Genomic DNA, 20,421 nt, shown 5'->3' with positions numbered 1-20,421 from the left:
CGACCGTGGGGATCAATCCGTTCGATCCAATGTGGATTGCCACGCTGGTCGGTATCGTCACCCTCAGTTCTGCCGGCGTGGCCGGCGTCGGCGGCGGCGCTACCTTTGCCGCGCTGATCGTGCTGCCGACGCTGGGGCTGCCGGTGACGCTGGTTGCGCTGCTGATCTCTATCGAACCGCTGATTGATATGGGTCGTACCGCGCTGAACGTAAACGGTTCAATCACTGCCGGCACGCTTACCAGCCAGTGGTTAAAGCAGACTGACAAATCGTTACTTAACAGTGACGCCGGGCGCGATTTCGAACTGGCACAACGTTAATTATCCTGCGGGCTGATCGTCTTCAGCCCGTTTATTTATCAATTGCCGCAGCCTTTTCCAATTATTGGCCTTTTCTTACGATAAAACCCTGCGCTTCTCAGGCGTATCCGACGTGCTGTTCTATAGTTAACTGCGTCAGATACGATAACTACAGGAGCAAGTAAGCATGTCGAAAGAAACCGATAATAAGGAGCTGAGTCACAATGCCCCGATGACCGGGCCGGACTCTGCAAAACCGGGAATGGATTCTCTTGCGCCCTCAGATGGTTCCCACAAGCCCGATGCGCGTCCCACTCCTCCTGGAAAACAGCCCACCGCACCCGGCAGTTTGAAAACGCCCGACACCCATAATGCTAAAATCGATGCGCTGGAAACCTTCCGTAAAGGCGGTGAAAATTTCCCTCTGACCACCAATCAGGGCACACGCATTGCTGACGACCAGAATTCACTGCGCGCTGGCACACGCGGCCCGACGCTGCTTGAAGATTTTATTCTGCGCGAAAAAATCACCCATTTCGATCATGAGCGCATCCCTGAGCGTATTGTTCACGCACGTGGCTCTGCTGCCCACGGTTACTTCCAGCCCTATCGCGATCTGAGCGACATCACCAAAGCCGATTTCCTGCGCAATCCTGAGCAGGCGACGCCGGTGTTTGTCCGCTTCTCCACCGTGCAGGGCGGCGCGGGATCGGCGGATACCGTGCGTGATATTCGCGGCTTCGCCACGAAATTCTATACCGATGAAGGTGTTTTCGACCTTGTAGGCAATAACACGCCAGTGTTCTTTATTCAGGATGCGCACAAGTTCCCGGATTTCGTTCACGCGGTAAAACCTGAGCCGCATAATGAAATTCCACAGGGTCAGTCAGCTCACGACACCTTCTGGGACTACGTTTCTCTTCAGCCGGAAACGCTGCATAACGTGATCTGGGCCATGTCCGATCGCGGCATTCCACGCAGCTACCGCACGATGGAAGGCTTTGGTATTCATACCTTCCGCTTTATCAATACCGAAGGCAAAGCCACTTTTGTGCGTTTCCACTGGAAACCGGTCGCGGGCAAGGCGTCGCTGCTGTGGGATGAGTCGCAAAAACTGACCGGCCGTGACCCGGACTTCCATCGCCGCGATCTGTGGGAAGCGATTGAAGCCGGAGACTTCCCCGAATATGAGCTGGGCGTGCAGCTCATTCCTGAAGAGGATGAGTTTAAATTTGATTTTGATCTGCTCGATGCCACCAAGCTGATCCCGGAAGAGCTGGTGCCGGTTGAGCTGATTGGTAAAATGGTGCTGAATCGCAATCCGGACAACTTCTTCGCTGAAACGGAACAGGTCGCATTCCACCCTGGCCATATCGTTCCCGGGCTGGATTTTACTAACGATCCGCTGCTTCAGGGCCGCCTTTTCTCCTACACGGATACGCAGATCAGCCGTCTTGGCGGGCCTAACTTCCACGAAATTCCGATTAACCGTCCAACCTGCCCGTACCACAACTTCCAGCGGCAGGGCATGCACCGGATGGATATCGATACCAACCCGGCCAATTACGAGCCTAACTCAATCAACGACAACTGGCCGCGTGAAACGCCGCCGGCGCCGCACCGTGGTGGTTTTGAGAGCCACCAGGAACGCATTGAGGGCCACAAGGTGCGCGAGCGCAGCCCGTCCTTCGGTGAGTATTACTCGCAGCCGCGTCTGTTCTGGAACAGCCAGACTCCGATTGAGCAGCAGCACATTGTGGATGCCTTCTCGTTTGAGCTGAGCAAAGTTGCCCGCCCTTACATCCGTGAGCGCGTGGTCGATCACCTGGTTCATATCGACGTGTCGCTGGCGAACGGCGTGGCGGAGAATCTGGGCATTGCGCTCTCTGATGAGAAGATGCACACCGCACCGCCGAAAGACGTCAACGGTCTGAAGAAAGATGCGAGCCTGAGCCTCTATGCCGTTCCAAGCGGCTCGATCAAAGGACGCCAGGTCGCACTGTTAATCAGCGACGGCGTGGTTGCCGCCGATGTTCTGGCGATCCTGCAAGCGCTGAAAGCCGAAGGCGTTCACGCGAAGTTGCTGGCGCCGCATATGGGCCAGGTTCGTGCGGACGATGGTTCTAACCTTCCCGTTGACGCGACCTTCAGCGGTCTGCCGTCGCTCACCTTCGATGCGGTTATCGTGCCGGATGGTAATATCGACGCCCTGCTGCTGAGCGGTGACGCGCGTTACTTCCTGCTGGAAGCCTATAAGCATCTGAAGGTTATCGGCCTGAGCGGCGACGCGCGTCGCTTCAAACCCCAGTTCGGCCTGGGCGATAAAGAAGAGGAAGACGGCCTGCTGACGGACAGCAAAGCCGAGGGCGTGCTGATGAGCGAGTTTATCGCTGCAATGGCTGCCCACCGCGTCTGGTCGCGCAGTCAGAAGGCGCTAAGCGTCCCTGCTTAACCCTTTTTAACGGGGTCATAAATCCCAGGCAGCCGCTTCAACGGCTGCCTTTTTTTGTCACTTCATGGAGGGAGCGTTAAGAATGCGTTAAGCGCTGTAAGCAGCTGCCAATAGCGACGTTGAGACGCTTGCGTTTTCATCGCGGCAGCCTGATGCTGAGTACAGTCATAACAGGAGAAACGTCATGAAAAAGGTGATCAATACGCTTATCGCCTTAACGCTGGTCTCGCCCACGCTGGTTTTTGCTCATCCGGGTGGAGGACCAGGCGGCCCGGGCGGGCCTGGCTGGCATCAGGGCGGCGGGCCGGGCTGGGGCGGCGGACCGCGTCATTACAGCTTCCTGCCGGATGCGGCGGCGGCCGTGCTGATTGGCGGACTGACCTATTACGTGCTGAACGGCAGCTATTACCAACGGCAAAACAATAATGGCTATGTGATGGTTGAGCCACCCGTCGAACGATATTCAGGCTCGATGCAGGCGCTGGACTATAACGGTGAGCGTTTTTACGTGCAGGATGGTCACTACTATCCGGCGCGATATTTCAGGGCGCTATCTGGAAGTGCCGCGTCCACCGGGGTTATAAAAAAACGGCCACCTGGGTGGCCGTTTTTATTCACTCTGTCCGCGCAACCCTTACTGGTTTGCCTGCGGATCGGTATCGTACTCTTTACAGCTCTGGAAGCCGTAGTTCATGACGCGACCGGTGTCGTTATAGCTTACGAAATAGGTTTGCGGCTTACCGTCACGTTCGCCCAGTACGTAAGTCTGGCAGGTACCGCGCGCGTGAACCATGGTGATTTCAGTCGAGGCAGGGCCGGCAACATCGCGAACCTGCTGACGCGTCATTCCTTTCTTAACATCCTGAACAACGGGCTTAGTCACATAGCTTTCGGCACGGTCGTATGCCGTACAGCCAGACAGAACGGCCAGAGCCACAGCAGCACCAATAAATCCTGTTACTTTATTCATATTCTTATTCCTCGTTTATTATCCATGTGACATAAAGCCTGGAACATAACTACTGATTTATCAACTTTATGGCGCAGAAAAAAAACGTTTCAGACTCTTTAACATTCTGCCGTCTGCGCCTCATATCTGGCTGGCACGGAAAATTTTCCACCGTCAAACGCACGTCTTTTACCACTGATTTACACTCTGCTGCCAAGGTCATGGTCATCATGACTTCCACCGATCATTCGGGTTAACTCTTCGCAGCGTACAATTTTTTCTGATGAGAGCGTAAAGCAGGCCAGCACCTCAAATTCGCTGTTGACGCCCTGCCTGTTTTCCACGGTGACATAATGGTGGGTAAAAACCGTGTCATCCTCACCCACAACAGACCTGACGACAACCGCCATATCCTTTGCATGCGTCTTAAGAACCGCCATATGTTTCACAAAATCCCGGTACTCAAGCCACTTGCCATCAACGCACTGTTGATACGTCGGGTCGAAATAGCGGGCAATGAGTTGCTCGTCATGGACAGGATGGCAAATGATATCCTGCAACATAGCGGTAATGATTTCTTTGCTACCGTTCATCTTGTCTCCTCATGTAAAGCATCAACATTACATAAACTTCTGCGCGGTGTATTATCCTTATTCGGACAAGATATACGGCTAATCGGCCATTGCGATGAAAACCGCCATATTTGAATATGAAGCGCTACATGCCACCGCCTGGCACCAACATGAATCAGGCCAGTTTTACTGGCTGAGTCGTGGCATAATCATTATTGAAACTGCGCTGGCGCAATGGGCTGTCACGCCAGGTTCCGTGGGGTGGTTTCCGGCGGGTCTGCGTCACCGGGCCTGGGTGCCGACGCATGTCAGCGGTAAGAGTCTCTATCTCAATCCGTTGAGCCGTATCCCTTTCCCTTCTCAGCCCGCGATCTATGGAATGGATGCTTTTTTCCTGGCCGTTCTGGAACGCCTCTTCACCAACGCTCCCGCGCCTTCCACAGTGGAGTATCAGAACACGCTTCTGACAGTATTACGCCACGAAACAGAGCACCTGGCGGAGCTGCCGCTTCAGTTAATCCTGCCGGTAGATCGCCGGGCACGAAGCGTCGCGAACACATTAATGAAAAACCCCGACTGCATGCTGGATCAGGCGCAGCTGGCGCAGCAGGCAGGTCTGAGTGTCAGGAGTCTGAGCCGCTTATTTCGTCAACAAACCGGGCTCAGTTTCAGCCAGTGGCGGCAACAGGCAAAGGTGGTTGTCTCTCTCCAGTGGCTGTATGCCGGCATCCCCGTCGGAGAAGTGGCATCGCTTAGCGGTTACAGCAACGTCAGCGCTTATATCGAGGTTTTTCGGCAGCGTTTCGGTAAAACGCCGGGGCAGTTTATGAACGGTAAATCCCCTGCTGAACAGGCGAAGATCAGGAAGCATAACAATGAGATATAATTGAATAATAGTGCATTAAGCTATTGTTAATGAACCCGGATTGGCCCTGCGCCGCACCTTCATGGCAATCGTAACGACCTGAAAAACGCACCCGGTGTTGTTGTTTTACATCAGGCACGTTAATTTTAATGCAAACAGTTAAGACCCTGGCGCCCAACGGCGGCGCTTCACCAGAGGAGAAGTCAATGGCTCTGCAACAGGAAATTATTACCGCGCTGGGCGTTAAGCCTGAAATCGATGTCGATCGCGAGATCCGCACCAGCGTAGACTTTTTAAAGTCCTACCTCAAAACCTTTCCGTTTATTAAATCGCTGGTGCTGGGTATCAGCGGCGGCCAGGACTCGACCCTGACCGGCAAACTCAGCCAGATGGCGATTACCGAACTGCGCGAAGAGACCGGCAGCGCTGATTATCAGTTCATCGCCGTTCGCCTGCCGCACGGCGTGCAGGCCGATGAGAAGGATTGCCAGGACGCAATCAATTTTATCAGGCCTGACCGCGTGCTGACCGTTAACATCAAAGAAGCGATCGCCGCCAGCGAAAAAGCGCTGCGCGACGCGGGCATTACGCTGTCCGATTTCGTACGCGGTAACGAGAAGGCCCGCGAGCGTATGAAGGCGCAGTACAGCATTGCCGGTATGACCGCCGGAGTGGTAGTCGGCACCGATCATGCGGCGGAAGCGGTAACCGGTTTCTTCACCAAATACGGCGATGGCGGCACCGATATCAACCCGATTTTCCGCCTGAATAAAGGCCAGGGTAAACAATTACTTAAAGCGCTCGGCTGCCCGGAACATCTCTATCTGAAACACCCCACTGCCGATCTTGAAGACGATCGTCCCGGTTTGAAAGATGAGGTGGCGCTGGGTGTCACCTATGAAATGATCGACCGCTATCTGGAAGGGAAAACGATTGATGCGGATGCGGCGAAGATCATCGAAAACTGGTATCTGAAAACGGAACACAAACGCCGTCCGCCTGTGACGGTGTTCGACGATTTCTGGAAGAAGTAATCTGGCCGGGCGGCGTACAGCCGCCCTCTTCTTACCACTTTATCGTAGCTATTCAGCGCCCTTCGAAGAATAACGCGCTGCTTTTTTCTCCGCCGCTTGCCTGTTACACTGTACAAGTAACCAGTAACCGGAGTGCAATGTGGGCAGACGTGTAACAAGCCATCGCCTGGAGTTTGAACCGGCGGCCATCTATCAGTATCCCGAACACTTACGACACTCGCTGGAAGGCTTACCTTCGCTGCCAGGGGTGTATATTTTTCACGGTGAAAGCGAAACCATGCCGCTCTATATCGGCAAAAGCGTGAATATTCGCAGCCGGGTGATGTCCCATTTCCGTACCGCCGGTGAGGCGAAGATGCTGCGACAGTCGCGGCGCGTGAGCTATATCACCACCGCAGGCGAGCTTGGCGCGCTGCTGCTTGAAGCGCAAATGATTAAGGTGCAGCAGCCGCTGTTTAATAAACGACTGCGCAAAAACCGTCAGCTCTGCTCGCTACGCATTTCGCAGGACAAGCCGAGCGTGGTCTACGCGAAAGAGGTGGATTTTTCCCATACGCCTGACCTGTTTGGCCTCTTTTCAAGCCGCCGGGCGGCGCTTGAGACGCTGCAAAAAATCGCCGACGAGCAGCGCCTCTGTCTGGGCCTGCTGGGGCTGGAAAACGTCTCCAGGCACCGCGCCTGCTTTCGCGCCAGCCTTGGGCGCTGCGCGGGTGCCTGCTGCGGAAAAGAAACGCCGGAGGCGCATCATGCGCGTCTGCTGACGTCGCTGGAGCGGGTTCGGGTACAGTGCTGGCCGTGGGAGGGCGCCGTCGCCGTCATTGAAGAAGGCGTCACGCATACGCAAATTCACGTTATCAACAACTGGTTTTACCTGGGATCGGTTGAGGATCTGTCGCAGGCGAGCGCCCTGACCTCCACGCCGCGGGGTTTCGACAGCGACGGCTATAAAATATTGTGTAAACCGGTGATCGGCGGCAAATTTCCCATAATTCCGTTGTCATAAAAAAACCGCCGATGCTGCCCACGGTTTAAGGTGGGCAACGTCGGCGGTTTCATGAGACGAGAAAAACGATTAACTTGCTGGTGTAAGCAGCTTGCCTTCATGCTTTGGTTTTTCGGTCAGGCGCTTTTCAAAGTTTTGATTAAACTGTTTTTTCTGCTCCGGCGTCAGGATGTTATAGAGCTTGTTCTGCGTCTCCATCATTTTCAGCGCGCGGTCTTTACTGTCTGCCGTCATCTTCGTGGCCTGCGCATCGGCTTTCGCCCGATCGAAGCTGTCTGAGGCAATCACATCATGCATCGCGCGGCGCTCTTCCAGTGAAGGACGCGGCATATCTTTGTGCGCCTCTTTCATAATAGTGCGCATCTGCTCTTTCTGAGCATCGGTCAGGTTAAGGCCTTTAAACATGTCATGCATGCCGCCGTGACGCATCGGCTTGTGCATCGGGAGGGTGGTTTTTTCTGCCGGTGCAGGAGTCAGGTTATCCGCTGCTGCATGCACAATATTTGCCGCGCCCATCGCCAGTGTCACAGCCACAACAAGAGAAGTTAATTTACGCATCATTATATTCCTTACTTTGCTTTTGGGGCGACGCAATGTCGCGTTGTCGAAGAGAAGTTTACTGCGCTGAACGTCAATAATTCAGAGGCTGAGTAAAGCCCTGAAAGCGTAAAAGATAATTGCGCAGCGATCGTGGAGGAAAAAGGAAGATTTGCGTGAGAAATTGCTAACAGATATGAATTTCAACGTAAAAAAGCAGAAAGTAAGGAGGAAGATACTATAAAACATCCGCCGCTTCCGTGCGGCGAAAACGTATCAGCTTAGTTTTTCATTATGCGCGTTATCCTCAACCAGCATCAGCCCGGCGCGCTGGCCGATTGCCACGTCAGGATTGGGAAACATCACGTATTCACGCGCCTGCTGCACGAAATACCGCTTTTCGCCCGCCTCGGCCAGCAACGTTCCCTGCGGGAAGGCGGTGAAGTTCAGCGTGTCGCCGCTCATATGCAGCGTGAAGCTTTCCGCATCGCGGGTGATCTGCTGCGAAACCCGATAGCGCTGCGGCGCGCTGGCTACCGCAGGCAGCGGTTCGCCGCTGAGCAATACCGCCAGCGCCTGCCGGGCGGCATCGAACTGACTGAGATCGTTAGTGCCGAACGGCCGCGCTTTGCCCAGTTCAAGCGTGCAGCTTGCAGCGCTGAAATGTTGGCAACTGTAGTGGCTGAAGGTGCCGCCCGGCGCGCGATGAAACACCAGCGCTTCCAGCCCTGCGGCGCTCAGCCAGTGCATAAAATCATCCGGCCACGGCGACCTGCGTAGCGGCAACACACCGAAGCGCGGATGGTAAGAGCCGCGGATCGCGGTATGCAAATCAAGGTGCCAGCGCACTTCTTCGCCGCCGCCCGCCTGCCAGAATGTCTCCATCGCCTGCTCAAGACGCCAGGCGCGACGCGCTTCCGGGCAGTCCTCATACTGCTGCCAGCGACCGCCGAACAGCCGATTGATATCGCAGCGCAGATAGCGTTTGCCAGCGCGTAGCGCGGGCGGATTGCCGTAAATCACCAGCAGTCGGACAGCGAGTGGCCGGTTGCCCAACAGCAACTCACTGACCAGCGCATTCAGGATCTCCACCGGTGCGGTTTCATTGCCGTGCAGGCCGGCAGACACAACCACCGCCTGCGCCGCATCGGCGTGCGGTGTTATTTCCAGAATGCCTTCGTCGAGCCAGCGCCAGCTAAGATGATCGCTGCGACCGGCGCGTTGGGTGGGCGCGCCACCGCTTAATGTCTGTGCTAAAAAGTCCTGCATAAGTCTCCTTGTTATCTGTTTTTCGCCCTCCCTGCGCTGTGGCGCGCCGTCTCCGACGCGCATTGTCGACCATGACTACTGCTGAAAAGGATAAACATTTCCTAAGTCTAGCAGCCTTGTCAGTTCATCAAGTGCCTCACGTCCTTCGGTCAGCAACTGCGGATCGGCCAGATCCTGCTGAGAAAGGCGATCGCGGTAATGACGATCGACCCAGTCGTTCAGCGTGACAAACAGGCGATCGTTCATCATCACCGCCGGGTTGACCGCCGCCTGCTGCGCGTCATCCAGCACCACGCGCAGCCGCAGACAGGCCGGGCCGCCGCCGTTACACATGCTCTCGCGCAGGTCGAAAACCTGAAGCTGGTCGACTGGCCCGCCGCGCTCAACCAGCTCGCACAGATAGCGCCACACGCCCGCCTGCTGACGCGCCTCTTCCGGCAGCACCAGCATCATTTTACCGTCCGCTTTGCTGAGTAACTGGCTGTTGAACAGATAGGTCGCCACGGCATCCCCCACGCTGACGCGCGCCTCAGGTACCTCAATGGCGACAAAGCCGGGCACTTTTTCGCGCAGCCTTTCCAGCAGCGCTTCCTGATGCAAAAACGCCTGCTGATGACAGAACAGTACCTGCTGATTACTGACGGCGATCACATCGTTGTGAAATACGCCCTGGTCGATAACCGCCGGATTCTGCTGCGCAAACACCGTCCGCGCCTCATCAAGCTGATGCAATCTGGCGACCGCTTCGCTGGCTTCTCGCGTCTGCCGCGCCGGATAGCGCGCCGGCACCAGCCCGCCGTTGCCCTCTTCGCGGCCAAACACAAAGAGCTGCACGCCGGGTTCGCCGTAGGCCGTACTTAAGCGATTGTGATTTGCCGCGCCTTCATCGCCAAACATTGACACCTGCGGCAGCGCGTCGTGAACCGTAAAATGCTGCGCATCGCGGAAAATTGCCCGCAGCAGCGCGCCGGTGGTCGGCGCTTCCATTGCACGGTGAAATTTATTATTGAGGTTAGCGACCGTCAGGTGCACGCGCCTGTCGGCGCTGTCGGCAGAGGGCGACACGGTGGCGGCGTTAGCGACCCACATAGCTGACGCGGAACTGGCGGCGGAAAGGAAGTGCGGCGCCTGGCGGGCCGCTTTTTCCACCACCTGCGCATCGCTGCCGCCAAACCCTATCTGCCGCAGCGCGGCGATATTCGGGCGCTCGTGCGGCGGGATCACTCCCTGCACAAAGCCCATATCGGCCAGCGCCTTCATTTTCATCAGCCCCTGCTTTGCCGCCAGTTTCGGATTAGACAACTGATGCTGATGACGCGTTGACGCCTCGTTACCAAAGGAGAGGCCAGCGTAGTGATGCGTCAGCCCCGGCAGGCCGTCGAAATTGGCTTCACGCGCGCTCACTTCGCACCTCCTTTCTGGCTGAAATCAAGACCGGGCGACAGCGCGGCAGGCAGTTGCAGATCCGGCGACTCAAGCGACGCCATCGGCCACGCGCAGTAGTCCGCCGCATAGTATGCGCTGGCGCGATGGTTTCCGGAGGCGCCCACGCCGCCGAAAGGCGCGCTGCTGGCGGCGCCGGTCAGCGGTTTATTCCAGTTGACGATACCGGCGCGCGCCTCGATCAACAGCTTTTCAAACAGCGCACGCTGCGGCGAAATCAACCCGCAGGAGAGCCCGTAGCGCGTGGCATTAGCGCGTGTTATTGCCTCATCGATATCGTCATAGCGGATCACCGCCAGCAGCGGGCCAAAGACCTCTTCATCCGGCACGTTTTCCAGCGAGGTGATATCGATGATGCCCGGCGTCAGGATCGCGCTGCGGCGATCGGGCCAACGCATCGCCAGCAAAACCGCCCCACCGGCATCGACGCGCGCCTGCCATCCGGCAAAAACCCGTTCCGCCGCCGCAATCGAGATAACGCTGCCCATAAACGGCTGTGGCTCCTCGTCCCAGCCGCCGACCTGAAGCCTGCCCGCCACGTCCACCAGCCGGGCAAGAAAGGCATCGCCGTCTGCGCCACGCCTGACCAGCATGCGGCGCGCGCAGGTACAGCGCTGTCCTGCGCTGATAAACGCCGACTGTATGGCGATGTTGACCGCCGCGTCGATATCCTGAAAATCTTCGACGATCAGCGCATTGTTGCCGCCCATCTCCAGCGCCAGCATCTTATCCGGCTGTCCGGCAAACTGACGATGAAGCTGATAGCCTGTTGCCGCACTGCCGGTAAAGAGGACGCCATCGATGTCTGACTGTGCGGCCAGCGCCTGGCCGCACTCGCGGCCGCCCTGCAACATATTCAGCACGCCGTCCGGTAATCCCGCCTCTTTCCACAGCGCCACGGTGTGCTCTGCCGTCAGTGGGGTCAGCTCGCTGGGTTTAAATACCACGGTGTTACCCGCCAGCAACGCAGGCACGATGTGGCCATTTGGCAGATGGGCCGGAAAATTGTAAGGGCCGAACACCGCCATCACGCCGTGCGGACGATGGCGCAGCGACGATTCGCCGCCGGCGGCTTCGCCCGTTCGCTCATGATAAGCCTTAACGGAAATGGCAATCTTGTTGATCATCGCCTGCACTTCGGTCTGCGCTTCCCAGCGCGGCTTGCCGGTTTCTTTAGCAATAACCTCTGCCAGCCGGGCTTTGTTTTGCTCCAGCAGCGCGGCAAATTTTTCAGCAATTCCCTGACGAAAGCTGAACGGCTGTCGCGCCCAGCCGGTAAATGCTTTGCGCGCGGCCAGGCACGCTGCTGCAACCTGCTGCGGGCTGGCGGCATTGCCCTGCCAGAGCAGCTCGCCGGTCACCGGCTGATACTTCGTGACATTGTCACTTTCTCCGATAATCCATTCTCCATGAATAAAGTGCGTCATGCTGTTTTTTCCTCCCGGCTCAATGTTACAACGCGCAGCGCGTCGCCCGTTTCACAGCGTAAAATAGCTGCCTGCTCCTCTGTTAACGGCAGGGTTTCCGCCCTGGGATCGGCATTCAATAAGGTGACGCGGAAATCGTGATAGCGTTCGTTCGCCACCAGGCAGAGCGGCTGCGTCTCATCTGGCTCGCCCCGCGTCGCTTTTACCACGCGGCTTTTTCGGATGGCGCGAACCCGATCAATCTCGCACTCCAGCGTCGGGCCGCCGTCGAAAATATCGATGTAATGAAGGTAGCGAAATCCTTCCGCTTCAAGCACCGCGCGGGCAGGCGCGGTGTGCGGATGCGTTTCGCCAATTACCGCCTGCGCGTCAGGGGACAAATAGTCAATGTAGAGCGGGTGTTTCGGCATCAGTTCGGCAATAAACGTTTTTTGCCCGGTGCCGCAAAGATAGTCCGCCTCGCTGAAGGACATGGAAAAAAAACGGCTGCCGACGCTTTCCCAGAACGGCGAATGGCCATTTTCGTCGATGACGCCGCGCATTTCCGCCACCACCTTCTGCATAAAGCGATCGCGAAAAGCCGCCATAAACATAAAGCGTGATTTGGAAAGCAGATAGCCGTTTTTGCCGTTGCGATAGTCAGCATCAAGAAACAGCGTGCAGAGCTCGCTGCTGCCGGTATGGTCATTGCTGAGCGACAGCGTTGGCAGCACGTTATAGACGTTCAGTTCGCGTGAGGCGTGCACCTGCGTCCCCACGCGAAAGTTGTACCACGGCTCCTGCAACCCCACCGCCACCTCGATCGCGCAGATGCCTACGGCCTTCCTGCTCTCGCTCTCTTCCAGTACAAACACATAACCCTGCTCGGCACGCGGCAGCGTACCCTGCCAGGTTTGCAGCGAGCGCTCGATGCGCGCGGAGAGCGTGTCGCTGTCCGCTGGCAGTGAGGTCAGGCCGCCGCCGGTTTTACCGGCAAGCGTCAGCAGCTGCGCAAGATCGTCCCGCTCAACGGGGCGGATCACCATCATGATCCCGCTCCTTCAACCACCGCGCGGCAGGCTCGTTCGAACCGCGCCAGCCCTTCTTTCACCTCCTGCTCAGTGATGATCAGCGAGGGCGCGAAGCGGATCACGCTGGCGCCGGCGATCAGCACCATCACGCCCTCAGCGGCGGCGGCCTGATTAAACAGTTTCGCTTTGCCGCTGAAGTCCTGATTAAGCACGCAGCCAATCAGCAGCCCCAGCCCGCGAATGTCGCTGAACAGGTGCAGGCGTTGATTGATGTCGTTCAGCGCCTCCACAAACCAGCGATGTCGCTCCGCCACGCCCGCCATGACCTCCGGTCGGTTGATCAGCTCCATCACTTTACCGCCCACCGCGCCTGCCAGCGGATTGCCGCCGTAGGTGGTGCCGTGGGTACCCACGCTGAGCGCCTTTGCCAGCGGCTCGGTGGTCAGCATCGCGCCAATAGGAAAACCGCCGCCCAGCGCTTTTGCCGTGGTCAGCACGTCAGGCGTGACGTTGTAATGCATATAGGCATAGAGCCAGCCCGTGCGACCGACGCCGGTTTGCACTTCATCAAAGATCAGCAGCGCCTGATGTTTATCGCAAAGTTCACGCAGGCCGCGCAGGAAAGCAGGTTCAGCAGGCACCACGCCGCCTTCGCCCTGAATCGGTTCGACGATCACCGCGCAGGTCTGGTCGTTAATCAACGCTGCCGCAGAAGCAAGGTCGTTATAAACGGCATGCTGAATATTACCGGGCAGCGGAGCAAAATCTTTTGAATAGGCGGGCTGACCGCCCGCTGAAACGGTAAATAACGTACGGCCATGAAACGCATTGTTAAACGCCACAATGCCGCTTTTCTCTTCCCCTGCCCGATCGTGCGCCACCTTACGCGCCAGCTTCAACGCGGCTTCATTAGCCTCTGCGCCTGAATTGCAGAAGAAAACGCGATCGGCAAAGGTTGCGTCGATCAGCCTTTTCGCCAGACGCAGTACGGGCTCATTGGTATAACCATTGCCGGTGTGCCAGAGACGCGTCGCCTGCTCTGTGAGCGCCTGTTGCAAGTCGGGATGGGCGTGTCCTAATGCGTTGACTGCGATGCCGCCGGCAAAATCGATATAGGATTTCCCTTGTTGATCCCAGAGCGTCGAGCCCTGCGCACGAACGGGTACAAAGCTGGCAGGTGCATAAGTTGGAACAATCCATTGGTCGAAATCATTACGTGATACGGATGATTGCATGGCGGCCTCTGTTTGACCGCTCACCGGAAGGTGAACGAAAAGTATTGATAGTGTTAATGAAATGATTCATTGCGCTCTCACTGTAAATTGCATGCTTCATGCCAGCCAGTGGTAAAAATGCATAAATCGATTTCAACAACGGAATATCAACAGGTTACGTTCGATCTATATTCAGGTAATTTGCATAATTAGTGAATAAGTGTCTGATGGCGACAGGAACACCAGATTGAAAAGAGATGAATTATGCATTTATAAAATAAAATATCGCTTTTGTGATCGCTGGCAGCATTGTTGTTCAAAAGGGTGCGCTTAATGCACCCTTGTTGCCCATCTGCACGATTTGCGGGCAGGGAAACAGCGCTTGCGAGGCGGCTGGGGTGGCGGCGGGAGCAAACAGTTAATGGCGCCTTTATCAGTCAACCAGGTCCTGCAACTCATCGACAGTGAGATGGCTCGACAGCGCGCTGAGCTGGCCGAATAACGGATCCCATTCCTGAATATCCAGGTGTGCAATGAGATTTTCACGAGCAAACGGATCTGCCTTGACCATCATCTGAACCTCATCCCGTGTTTCAGCCCTGAAAATAAGAAAGCCAGCCCGCAGCGGTGTGTTCTTTAGCGGGCCGGATGCTAACAGTTTTCCCTGTTTGATCAGCTCTTTCAGGTAAAGCACATGTTCACGAACAACGGTATTCCACTCGATACCTTCCGGATGATCCATTCTTACGATATAGATGCTCATCAATTCTCCGACCTGTAGATTAAGTAAAAAACAAGCATAATGCGTACCCACAGTTTTTAAAACGAACCCGTATGGCGTTCTGAAACAACCCGGAGTTGTTAATGCTTGATAAACTGACAGGCATGCGAACCTTTGTTGCTGCGGTACAAACAGGTTCGTTTGTTGCTGCCGCCGCCAGGCTGAGCATGTCTCCTCAAATGGTGGCGCGCCATATAGCGGCGCTGGAGAAGACGCTGGCAACCCGCCTGCTCAACAGAACGACACGCAGGCAAAGCCTCACCCCTACCGGCTCTCTGTACTTCAGCCGGTGCGAAGCCATTTTGCAGGCGATTGATAATGCCGACAGAGAAGCAAGCGGCGCTGCCGAAATCCCTTCAGGTACGCTGCGGCTGAATGCGCCGGTGACGTTCGGGCGTTATGCCTTAGCGGAATTTTTGAGCCAGTTTCTCGGGCGTTATCCGCTAATGAGTATTGAACTCACCCTGTCCGATGAGGTTATCAATCCGGCCTCTGAGGATTTTGATATGGTCATCCGCATTGGCGAACCCGATAAAAATCTCAGGCTTGCAGCGAAACCGTTGTTGCCTTACCGGCTTATTGTCTGTGCTGCCCCTCAGTATCTCGCAAGTCATGGCTGGCCGACGCATCCCTCAGACCTGGAGCATCACGAGTGCCTTGGTTTTGCCCCGTGGCCGGCGGGGTTAACCTGTCAATGGCCCTTCACCAGCAGCGAGGGGCTTACAGAAGTGACGGTAACTTCCCGACTGGCAATTAACGATTGGGGGGCAATACTCGAAGCGGCATTAAAAGGCGCGGGCGTGCTGATGGGTTATGAAAAGGGACTTGAACAACCGGTTAAAAAGGGACAACTCGTTACCCTGTTGGAAGACTATAAAATTCCCGAACGGGTGATGAACGTGTTATATGACGCTTCGCGGGCAAACGAAACCCGCTATAAGATTTTTATTGATGAATTGTGTGACTATTTTAACGAATAAAGCGTATCGAAAGCCTCAACAAGAAAGCGCGCGTTATCGCGTTAAATAAGCGCTGCCGTGTGCAGCGCAAAACAGGCGCCATAAAAAACCGGCGACTATTGCATTACGTTAATCGATAACATCGAAACACTTAAGTTTTACAAATAAAATAGAATGCTATTTATATGGTACTGAATAATTCTTTATACTTCACGCCCATCAATGGCATTGCGTTATTTCTTTGATTTTAAATTGTTATTATAATGATAAATAAATCATTATTTTCAAATAATTAACTAAAATATTCTTCACAATGATGCTCAATTTATTATGCTTTACGGCAAAATACGCGATCGCCGTCCTGATTTTACATTTAGTTACATGTAATTATTTCTCTCATCTCACCTTGCTGTGTAATTTCTCCATGACGCAAACGGACGTCAAATAATAAAACGAACAGGGTGTTCAATATGATAAAGCGTAAATTACTGGCATGGGCCATCCCTGCCCTTCTTGGAATAAGCAGTGTCAACGCCGCAGACGTTTATAATAAAGACGGAAACAAGCTGGATCTTACCGGAAAGGTTGACGTCAGCCGGCTCATCTCCTCCGATAAAAATAAAGAGGGTGATGACAGCTATGCCCGTTTCGGATTTATCGGTGAAACGCAGATTTCTGAGCGGATCACCGGCTACGGTGTCTGGCAGTATCAGTTTCAGCTGAACAACAGTGAAGATGCGGCCGCAGGCGCACACAGGAACAATCGCACCCGCCTTGGCTATGCTGGCCTGAAATTTGGCGATTTCGGTTCCTTTGATTATGGCCGCAACATCGGGCTGATCTACGACGTACTGGCCTACACCGATATGCTGCCGAAGTTCGGCGGTGATTCCGCAGGCAGCGATCTTTTCCTCACCAGTCGCGCAACCGGCGTGGCAACCTGGCGTACCAGCAATTTCTTCGGTCTGGTGGATGGCCTGAGCATTGCGGCACAGTATCAGGGTAAAAATGAGCGCACTGGCGATGAGGCCGTTCGACGTGCAAACCGTGAAGGCTACGCCGCGTCCATTCAGTATGTGGATGATTCCGGCATTGGCGCCGTTGCCGCGTGGGCCAGCGTCGGGCGTACTGAGGCGCAGAACGCCGTTGAACTGGGCAAAGGCGACCGTGCGGAACTGTGGTCTGCGGCGCTGAAGTATGACGCGAACCAGCTTTATCTTGCCGCGATGTACGGCGAAACGCGCAACGCGGCCTGGATACCCGGCGGCAACGGGTACGCCAATAAGGCGCAGCTCATTGAGATTGTGGCGCAGTACCAGTTCCTGAACGGCTTCCGCCCCTCTCTGGCCTATGTCGCCTCGCGCGGTAAAGACATTGAGCAGATTGGCGATGCCGATATCATCAAGTACGCCAGCGTGGGAGCAAAGTACTACCTGAACAGCAATATGTCGCTCTATGCGGATTACCGCATCAACCTGCTTGAAGACGACAACAAGCTGGGCCTCTCTACTGACGACATTACCGGCGTGGGGATGGTTTACCAGTTCTGACCGCTTTGCCGCATGGATGTTGTACCGATCGCTTTCAGAAGTTGAAAGCGCTTCCCTCCGGACAGGGGCATCTGCCCCTGTTTTTTTCGGCACTCGTTTATGGTGCCATCAAATCCAGAGCGTCCGTGCTTTGCAGCGTTACCGGCGCCACCAGCTTCAGGGTGATCCAGTTGGATGTGACGCGCTGCTGTTTGCTGTCTTCAACCGTCACCGAAAGATGGTATTCGTTGCTGGCCCCGGGTGAACTGTCCCATGACGGGATAATAATGCTCCAGCCCTGCGGATCGGCGTTGTTTGCCGGCGGCGTCAGGCTGAGCTGCTGCGTATCGCCCTGCCAGCTTACCCCTTTGATCGGATTCGCATTGCGGATCTGCAATTTCAGCGGCAGCGTCTCGCCTGGCTGCACCTGCCACGGCGGCGTGGCAAGAAATACCGTCAGCGTTTTGCGCTGGCGAAACTCCATGACCGGCGTATTGTTGCGCGCAACCGCATCGTAGCGGCTGCCACTGAGTGAACGCGCCGCCGCCACGTTATCGGCAGAAAGCTGTTTGCTCAGCGCCACGCCGATCTGATAGTTCATTTTCAGGCCGAACTGATCCTGAGATTCGCCGGTATCTGCCGTTTTATGTGACGCGGTAAGCGTAAAAAGCGGCACCGGCGTATAGCTCACGCCAACCTTAACGGCGGAGGGATTGCTGCCGGTGGTGCCGCTATTAAACAGGTCCACGTTATCGCCAAGGTACTGTTCATAGCTGAGCGATACGCCCAGTTGCCGATAAAACGGCAGATAGCCCTGCGTGGTGATATCGTAACCGCGCGCCATTCTCATTTCAGAGACCGCGCTGCGCTCGCGCCAGCCTGACAGCGGCTGATAATAGTTGGCGGAAAGCCGCAGGAAATCGCCCCACGCTTCCGCACCCAGGGAGCCGCGACGGAGATCGGACTCAAAAAGCTGATCGACAAAGGCGTTATAGCCCAACCGCCAGTCGCCCGCCAGCCAGCGTTGCCCCAGCCCCGCATTGCCGACCAGGCCGTAATCGCTCTGCTCAACCCCAAGCTGGCTGAAAGTAAGATACTGGTAGTTGTCCTGCCACGGCGTAATAAGCTGTGCGGAGGTGCCGTTAAAGCTGCCGTCTTCATCCACCTTTAGCGACAGATCGGCGCGTCCGTACGGAGAAAGCATGCTCTTTCCTTCGTTTTCAACGCGTCGGGCGGCTTCATCGCGAAAATGGTTAAACGCCCACTGGCCAGCCTGAGTGCTCAGCGACGTATCGTCACTGCTGTCCATGCTGGCCTGACCGATGCTCTTCATCGCTTCGGCGATGCGTTTGGCCAGCGCGGCGTCTCCTGCACTGGCGCTCCCCAGATCGGGAAGCTGTGAAAAACGATCGGGATCGCTGAAAGGCGCGTCCGATACGGTCTCCGCGCGGACGGCAGTAAACGTGAGGAGCGTCACCAACGACGCGTAAAGCGAAAAACGCAGTGGATTGAGTTTGCTCATAACCTCATTATTTGCTGTAAATCAAGACGATTTTTAAACCAAAGTGTCGGATAGCTCACAAATTTGCTGAATAACCACCTTAACACAGTTTTTGTCAGGAAAGGTAACGTCCCACCCCGGGCGGGTAAGCAGGAAAACGAAGCGACAGCACACTGGTAAAGTGGCGAAATATCAACCAGACTTTGCACGAGACTTTTATCAGGGAGTTATGACATGAAAAGAGTAGCGCTCGGCCTGATGTTCTGCACGATGACCGCCAGCGCGGCGGAGGTATTTACGCTCAGCTCGCCCGACTTCAGCGATAACGCACTGCTGGATAAGAAGTTTGCGGGGAATGCAGAGGGTAAACCCGCCTGTACCGGCGAGGGGATTTCGCCCGCGCTGAGCTGGAGCAATCCGCCTGCTGGCACCAAAAGCTACGCGCTGACGTTGGTGGATACGGTCGGCGCCAAAGGCATTGGGGTTAACCATATGGTGGCTTATAACATCCCGGCCCAACGCAGTATGTTCGCCCGGGGAGAACTGACGAAGGGCAAAGACTATACCGGCGGTAAAAATACCCCCGGCACGCTTCACTATTATGGCCCCTGCCCGCCGTCTGGCAGCGGAGCGCATCACTATATCTTTACGCTGATCGCTACCGACCTGGCGCCAGATGCTCTGCCGCAGGGGCTGACGCGTGAAGAGCTAATCGGCAAGCTTAAGGGCCATGCGCTGGGCGCGGCGGGCCTGGTGGGACGATTCGGTAATGATTAAGACATAATCAGACCGCCGTCGACGTTCATGGTCTGTCCGGTGATGTAGCGTGCATCATCGGACGCTAAAAAGGCCACCAGTCCCGCCACGTCCTGCGGCTGCCCTGCGCGCTTCAGCGGAATGCCCTGAACCCATTCCGCCATCAGTTCGCCCTTGCCGTACTGTTTCCCTTCGCTGCTGAGCATCTCGCCCCAGACGCGGTCGTTATAATCCCACATTTCGCTTTCAATAATACCGGGGCAAAACGCGTTGACGGTGATGTTCCACGGCGCCAGCTCGTGCGCCAGGCTCTGCGTGATGCCGATCACGCCCATTTTGCTGGCGGCGTAGTGCGGCGTATAGATAAATCCCTGCCGCCCCTGACCGGAAGAGGTATTGATCAGGCTGCCAGCGCGCTGCTTAACCATATATTTCGCCGCTTCCCGGCAGCAGAGCCAGACGCCGGTGGTGTTAACCGCCAGGATTTTCTCAAAATCGGCTTTCGGCATCCGTTCAAACGTATCAATGGTGATCACCCCTGCATTTTGCACAGAGACGTCAACGCTGCCAAAGCGTTCTGCGCTCTGCCGGTAGAGATCCTGTACCTGCGCTTCATCCGTCACGTCTGCCTCCAGCGAAAGGATTTCGCCGCCATAGTCGCCGCGCAGCTGCTCTGCGGTCGCATGAACGCGCGCCGCATTGGACACCATCACCAGGTTTGCACCGTCGCGGGCGAACCGTGCGGCGATACCCGCGCCAATACCGCGACAGGCGCCGGTGATCACCACGGTTTTTCCCCTAAAATTACGCTCCATCACTCT

The 20,421-nt window shown here is 55.9% G+C and carries 19 protein-coding genes and 1 pseudogene; 9 read left to right on the top strand and 11 right to left on the bottom strand.

Annotation, left to right across the window (positions count from 1 at the left end; translation table 11 throughout):
• From GS12_RS12825 to GS12_RS12815, 3 genes and pseudogenes are all read left to right on the top strand, one after another.
• On the top strand, positions 1–320 hold a 320-nt coding region (locus tag GS12_RS12825), incomplete at its 5' end, for a cation:dicarboxylate symporter family transporter (protein ID WP_152601406.1).
• Positions 321–486: 166 nt separating this feature from the next.
• Entirely contained in the window at positions 487–2,751 is a 2,265-nt protein-coding gene (katE, locus tag GS12_RS12820) for a catalase HPII (RefSeq protein WP_034947583.1), read from the top strand.
• 184 nt (positions 2,752–2,935) lie between these two features.
• Positions 2,936–3,335: pseudogene (locus GS12_RS12815) on the top strand (DUF6515 family protein).
• Between the two features lie 50 nt (positions 3,336–3,385).
• Here GS12_RS12815 and osmE read toward each other — a convergent pair.
• Both osmE and GS12_RS12805 read right to left on the bottom strand, forming a co-directional pair.
• On the bottom strand, positions 3,386–3,721 hold the full coding sequence (osmE, locus tag GS12_RS12810; RefSeq protein ID WP_034914428.1) for an osmotically-inducible lipoprotein OsmE: 336 nt from the start codon (positions 3,719–3,721) through the stop codon (positions 3,386–3,388).
• 179 nt (positions 3,722–3,900) lie between these two features.
• Positions 3,901–4,293 carry a hypothetical protein gene (locus tag GS12_RS12805; RefSeq protein ID WP_034947580.1) on the bottom strand — a complete coding sequence of 131 codons (393 nt, stop codon included), beginning with the start codon at positions 4,291–4,293 and terminating at the stop codon, positions 3,901–3,903.
• 94 nt (positions 4,294–4,387) lie between these two features.
• On the opposite strand from GS12_RS12805, the gene GS12_RS12800 reads away from it, so the two are divergent.
• From GS12_RS12800 to cho, 3 genes are all read left to right on the top strand, one after another.
• On the top strand, positions 4,388–5,158 hold the full coding sequence (locus GS12_RS12800) for a helix-turn-helix transcriptional regulator (protein ID WP_034947577.1): 771 nt from the start codon (positions 4,388–4,390) through the stop codon (positions 5,156–5,158).
• A gap of 185 nt (positions 5,159–5,343) precedes the next feature.
• The gene (gene nadE / locus GS12_RS12795) at positions 5,344–6,171 is read left to right on the top strand and encodes an ammonia-dependent NAD(+) synthetase (RefSeq protein WP_034914418.1); all 828 of its coding nucleotides are present in this window, start codon (positions 5,344–5,346) and stop codon (positions 6,169–6,171) included.
• 139 nt (positions 6,172–6,310) lie between these two features.
• Positions 6,311–7,174, top strand: a complete 864-nt coding sequence (gene cho / locus GS12_RS12790) for an excinuclease Cho (RefSeq protein WP_034947574.1) — start codon at positions 6,311–6,313, stop codon at positions 7,172–7,174.
• A 69-nt stretch (positions 7,175–7,243) separates the two neighbouring features.
• Here cho and spy read toward each other — a convergent pair whose 3' ends face one another.
• The 7 genes from spy to GS12_RS12755 form a co-directional block, all read right to left on the bottom strand.
• A complete protein-coding gene (gene spy / locus GS12_RS12785; RefSeq protein WP_034947572.1) occupies positions 7,244–7,732 on the bottom strand; it encodes an ATP-independent periplasmic protein-refolding chaperone Spy in 489 nt (162 codons plus the stop codon).
• A 255-nt stretch (positions 7,733–7,987) separates the two neighbouring features.
• On the bottom strand, positions 7,988–8,980 hold the full coding sequence (gene astE, locus GS12_RS12780) for a succinylglutamate desuccinylase (RefSeq protein WP_034947569.1): 993 nt from the start codon (positions 8,978–8,980) through the stop codon (positions 7,988–7,990).
• A 75-nt stretch (positions 8,981–9,055) separates the two neighbouring features.
• Complete coding sequence (astB, locus tag GS12_RS12775; RefSeq protein ID WP_034947566.1) at positions 9,056–10,384, bottom strand: N-succinylarginine dihydrolase; 1,329 nt, start codon at positions 10,382–10,384, stop codon at positions 9,056–9,058.
• A complete protein-coding gene (gene astD, locus GS12_RS12770) occupies positions 10,381–11,850 on the bottom strand; it encodes a succinylglutamate-semialdehyde dehydrogenase (RefSeq protein WP_034947563.1) in 1,470 nt (489 codons plus the stop codon). Before astD ends, astB begins: the two co-directional genes overlap by 4 nt.
• A complete protein-coding gene (gene astA / locus GS12_RS12765; RefSeq protein WP_034914404.1) occupies positions 11,847–12,878 on the bottom strand; it encodes an arginine N-succinyltransferase in 1,032 nt (343 codons plus the stop codon). Before astA ends, astD begins: the two co-directional genes overlap by 4 nt.
• Positions 12,875–14,095 carry an aspartate aminotransferase family protein gene (locus tag GS12_RS12760; RefSeq protein ID WP_034947561.1) on the bottom strand — a complete coding sequence of 407 codons (1,221 nt, stop codon included), beginning with the start codon at positions 14,093–14,095 and terminating at the stop codon, positions 12,875–12,877. Before GS12_RS12760 ends, astA begins: the two co-directional genes overlap by 4 nt.
• Positions 14,096–14,507: 412 nt before the next feature.
• A complete protein-coding gene (locus tag GS12_RS12755) occupies positions 14,508–14,837 on the bottom strand; it encodes a YciI family protein (RefSeq protein ID WP_034947559.1) in 330 nt (109 codons plus the stop codon).
• Positions 14,838–14,938: 101 nt separating this feature from the next.
• Here GS12_RS12755 and GS12_RS12750 point away from each other — a divergent pair, with 101 nt between their 5' ends.
• Together GS12_RS12750 and GS12_RS12745 are read left to right on the top strand one after the other, a co-directional pair.
• On the top strand, positions 14,939–15,835 hold the full coding sequence (locus tag GS12_RS12750; RefSeq protein ID WP_034947556.1) for a LysR family transcriptional regulator: 897 nt from the start codon (positions 14,939–14,941) through the stop codon (positions 15,833–15,835).
• A 449-nt stretch (positions 15,836–16,284) separates the two neighbouring features.
• Positions 16,285–17,364 carry a porin gene (locus tag GS12_RS12745; protein WP_034914394.1) on the top strand — a complete coding sequence of 360 codons (1,080 nt, stop codon included), beginning with the start codon at positions 16,285–16,287 and terminating at the stop codon, positions 17,362–17,364.
• 97 nt (positions 17,365–17,461) lie between these two features.
• Here the strand turns inward: GS12_RS12745 and GS12_RS12740 are convergent, their stop codons facing one another.
• Complete coding sequence (locus GS12_RS12740; RefSeq protein ID WP_052118448.1) at positions 17,462–18,865, bottom strand: YchO/YchP family invasin; 1,404 nt, start codon at positions 18,863–18,865, stop codon at positions 17,462–17,464.
• Between the two features lie 213 nt (positions 18,866–19,078).
• Between GS12_RS12740 and GS12_RS12735 the strand changes: the two genes are divergently transcribed.
• Complete coding sequence (locus tag GS12_RS12735) at positions 19,079–19,621, top strand: YbhB/YbcL family Raf kinase inhibitor-like protein (RefSeq protein WP_034914390.1); 543 nt, start codon at positions 19,079–19,081, stop codon at positions 19,619–19,621.
• On the opposite strand, the gene GS12_RS12730 is transcribed toward GS12_RS12735, so the two are convergent.
• Positions 19,618–20,415, bottom strand: a complete 798-nt coding sequence (locus GS12_RS12730; RefSeq protein ID WP_034947553.1) for a glucose 1-dehydrogenase — start codon at positions 20,413–20,415, stop codon at positions 19,618–19,620. The two genes, GS12_RS12735 and GS12_RS12730, sit on opposite strands and share 4 nt — an antisense overlap.
• Positions 20,416–20,421: the final 6 nt, after the last annotated feature.

Origin of the sequence: Erwinia oleae (genome assembly GCF_000770305.1) — a bacterium.
Lineage (GTDB): Bacteria > Pseudomonadota > Gammaproteobacteria > Enterobacterales > Enterobacteriaceae > Erwinia > Erwinia oleae.
The sequence above is the reverse complement of the archived record's forward strand: the minus strand, read 5'-3'. Positions and strand labels throughout refer to the sequence as shown.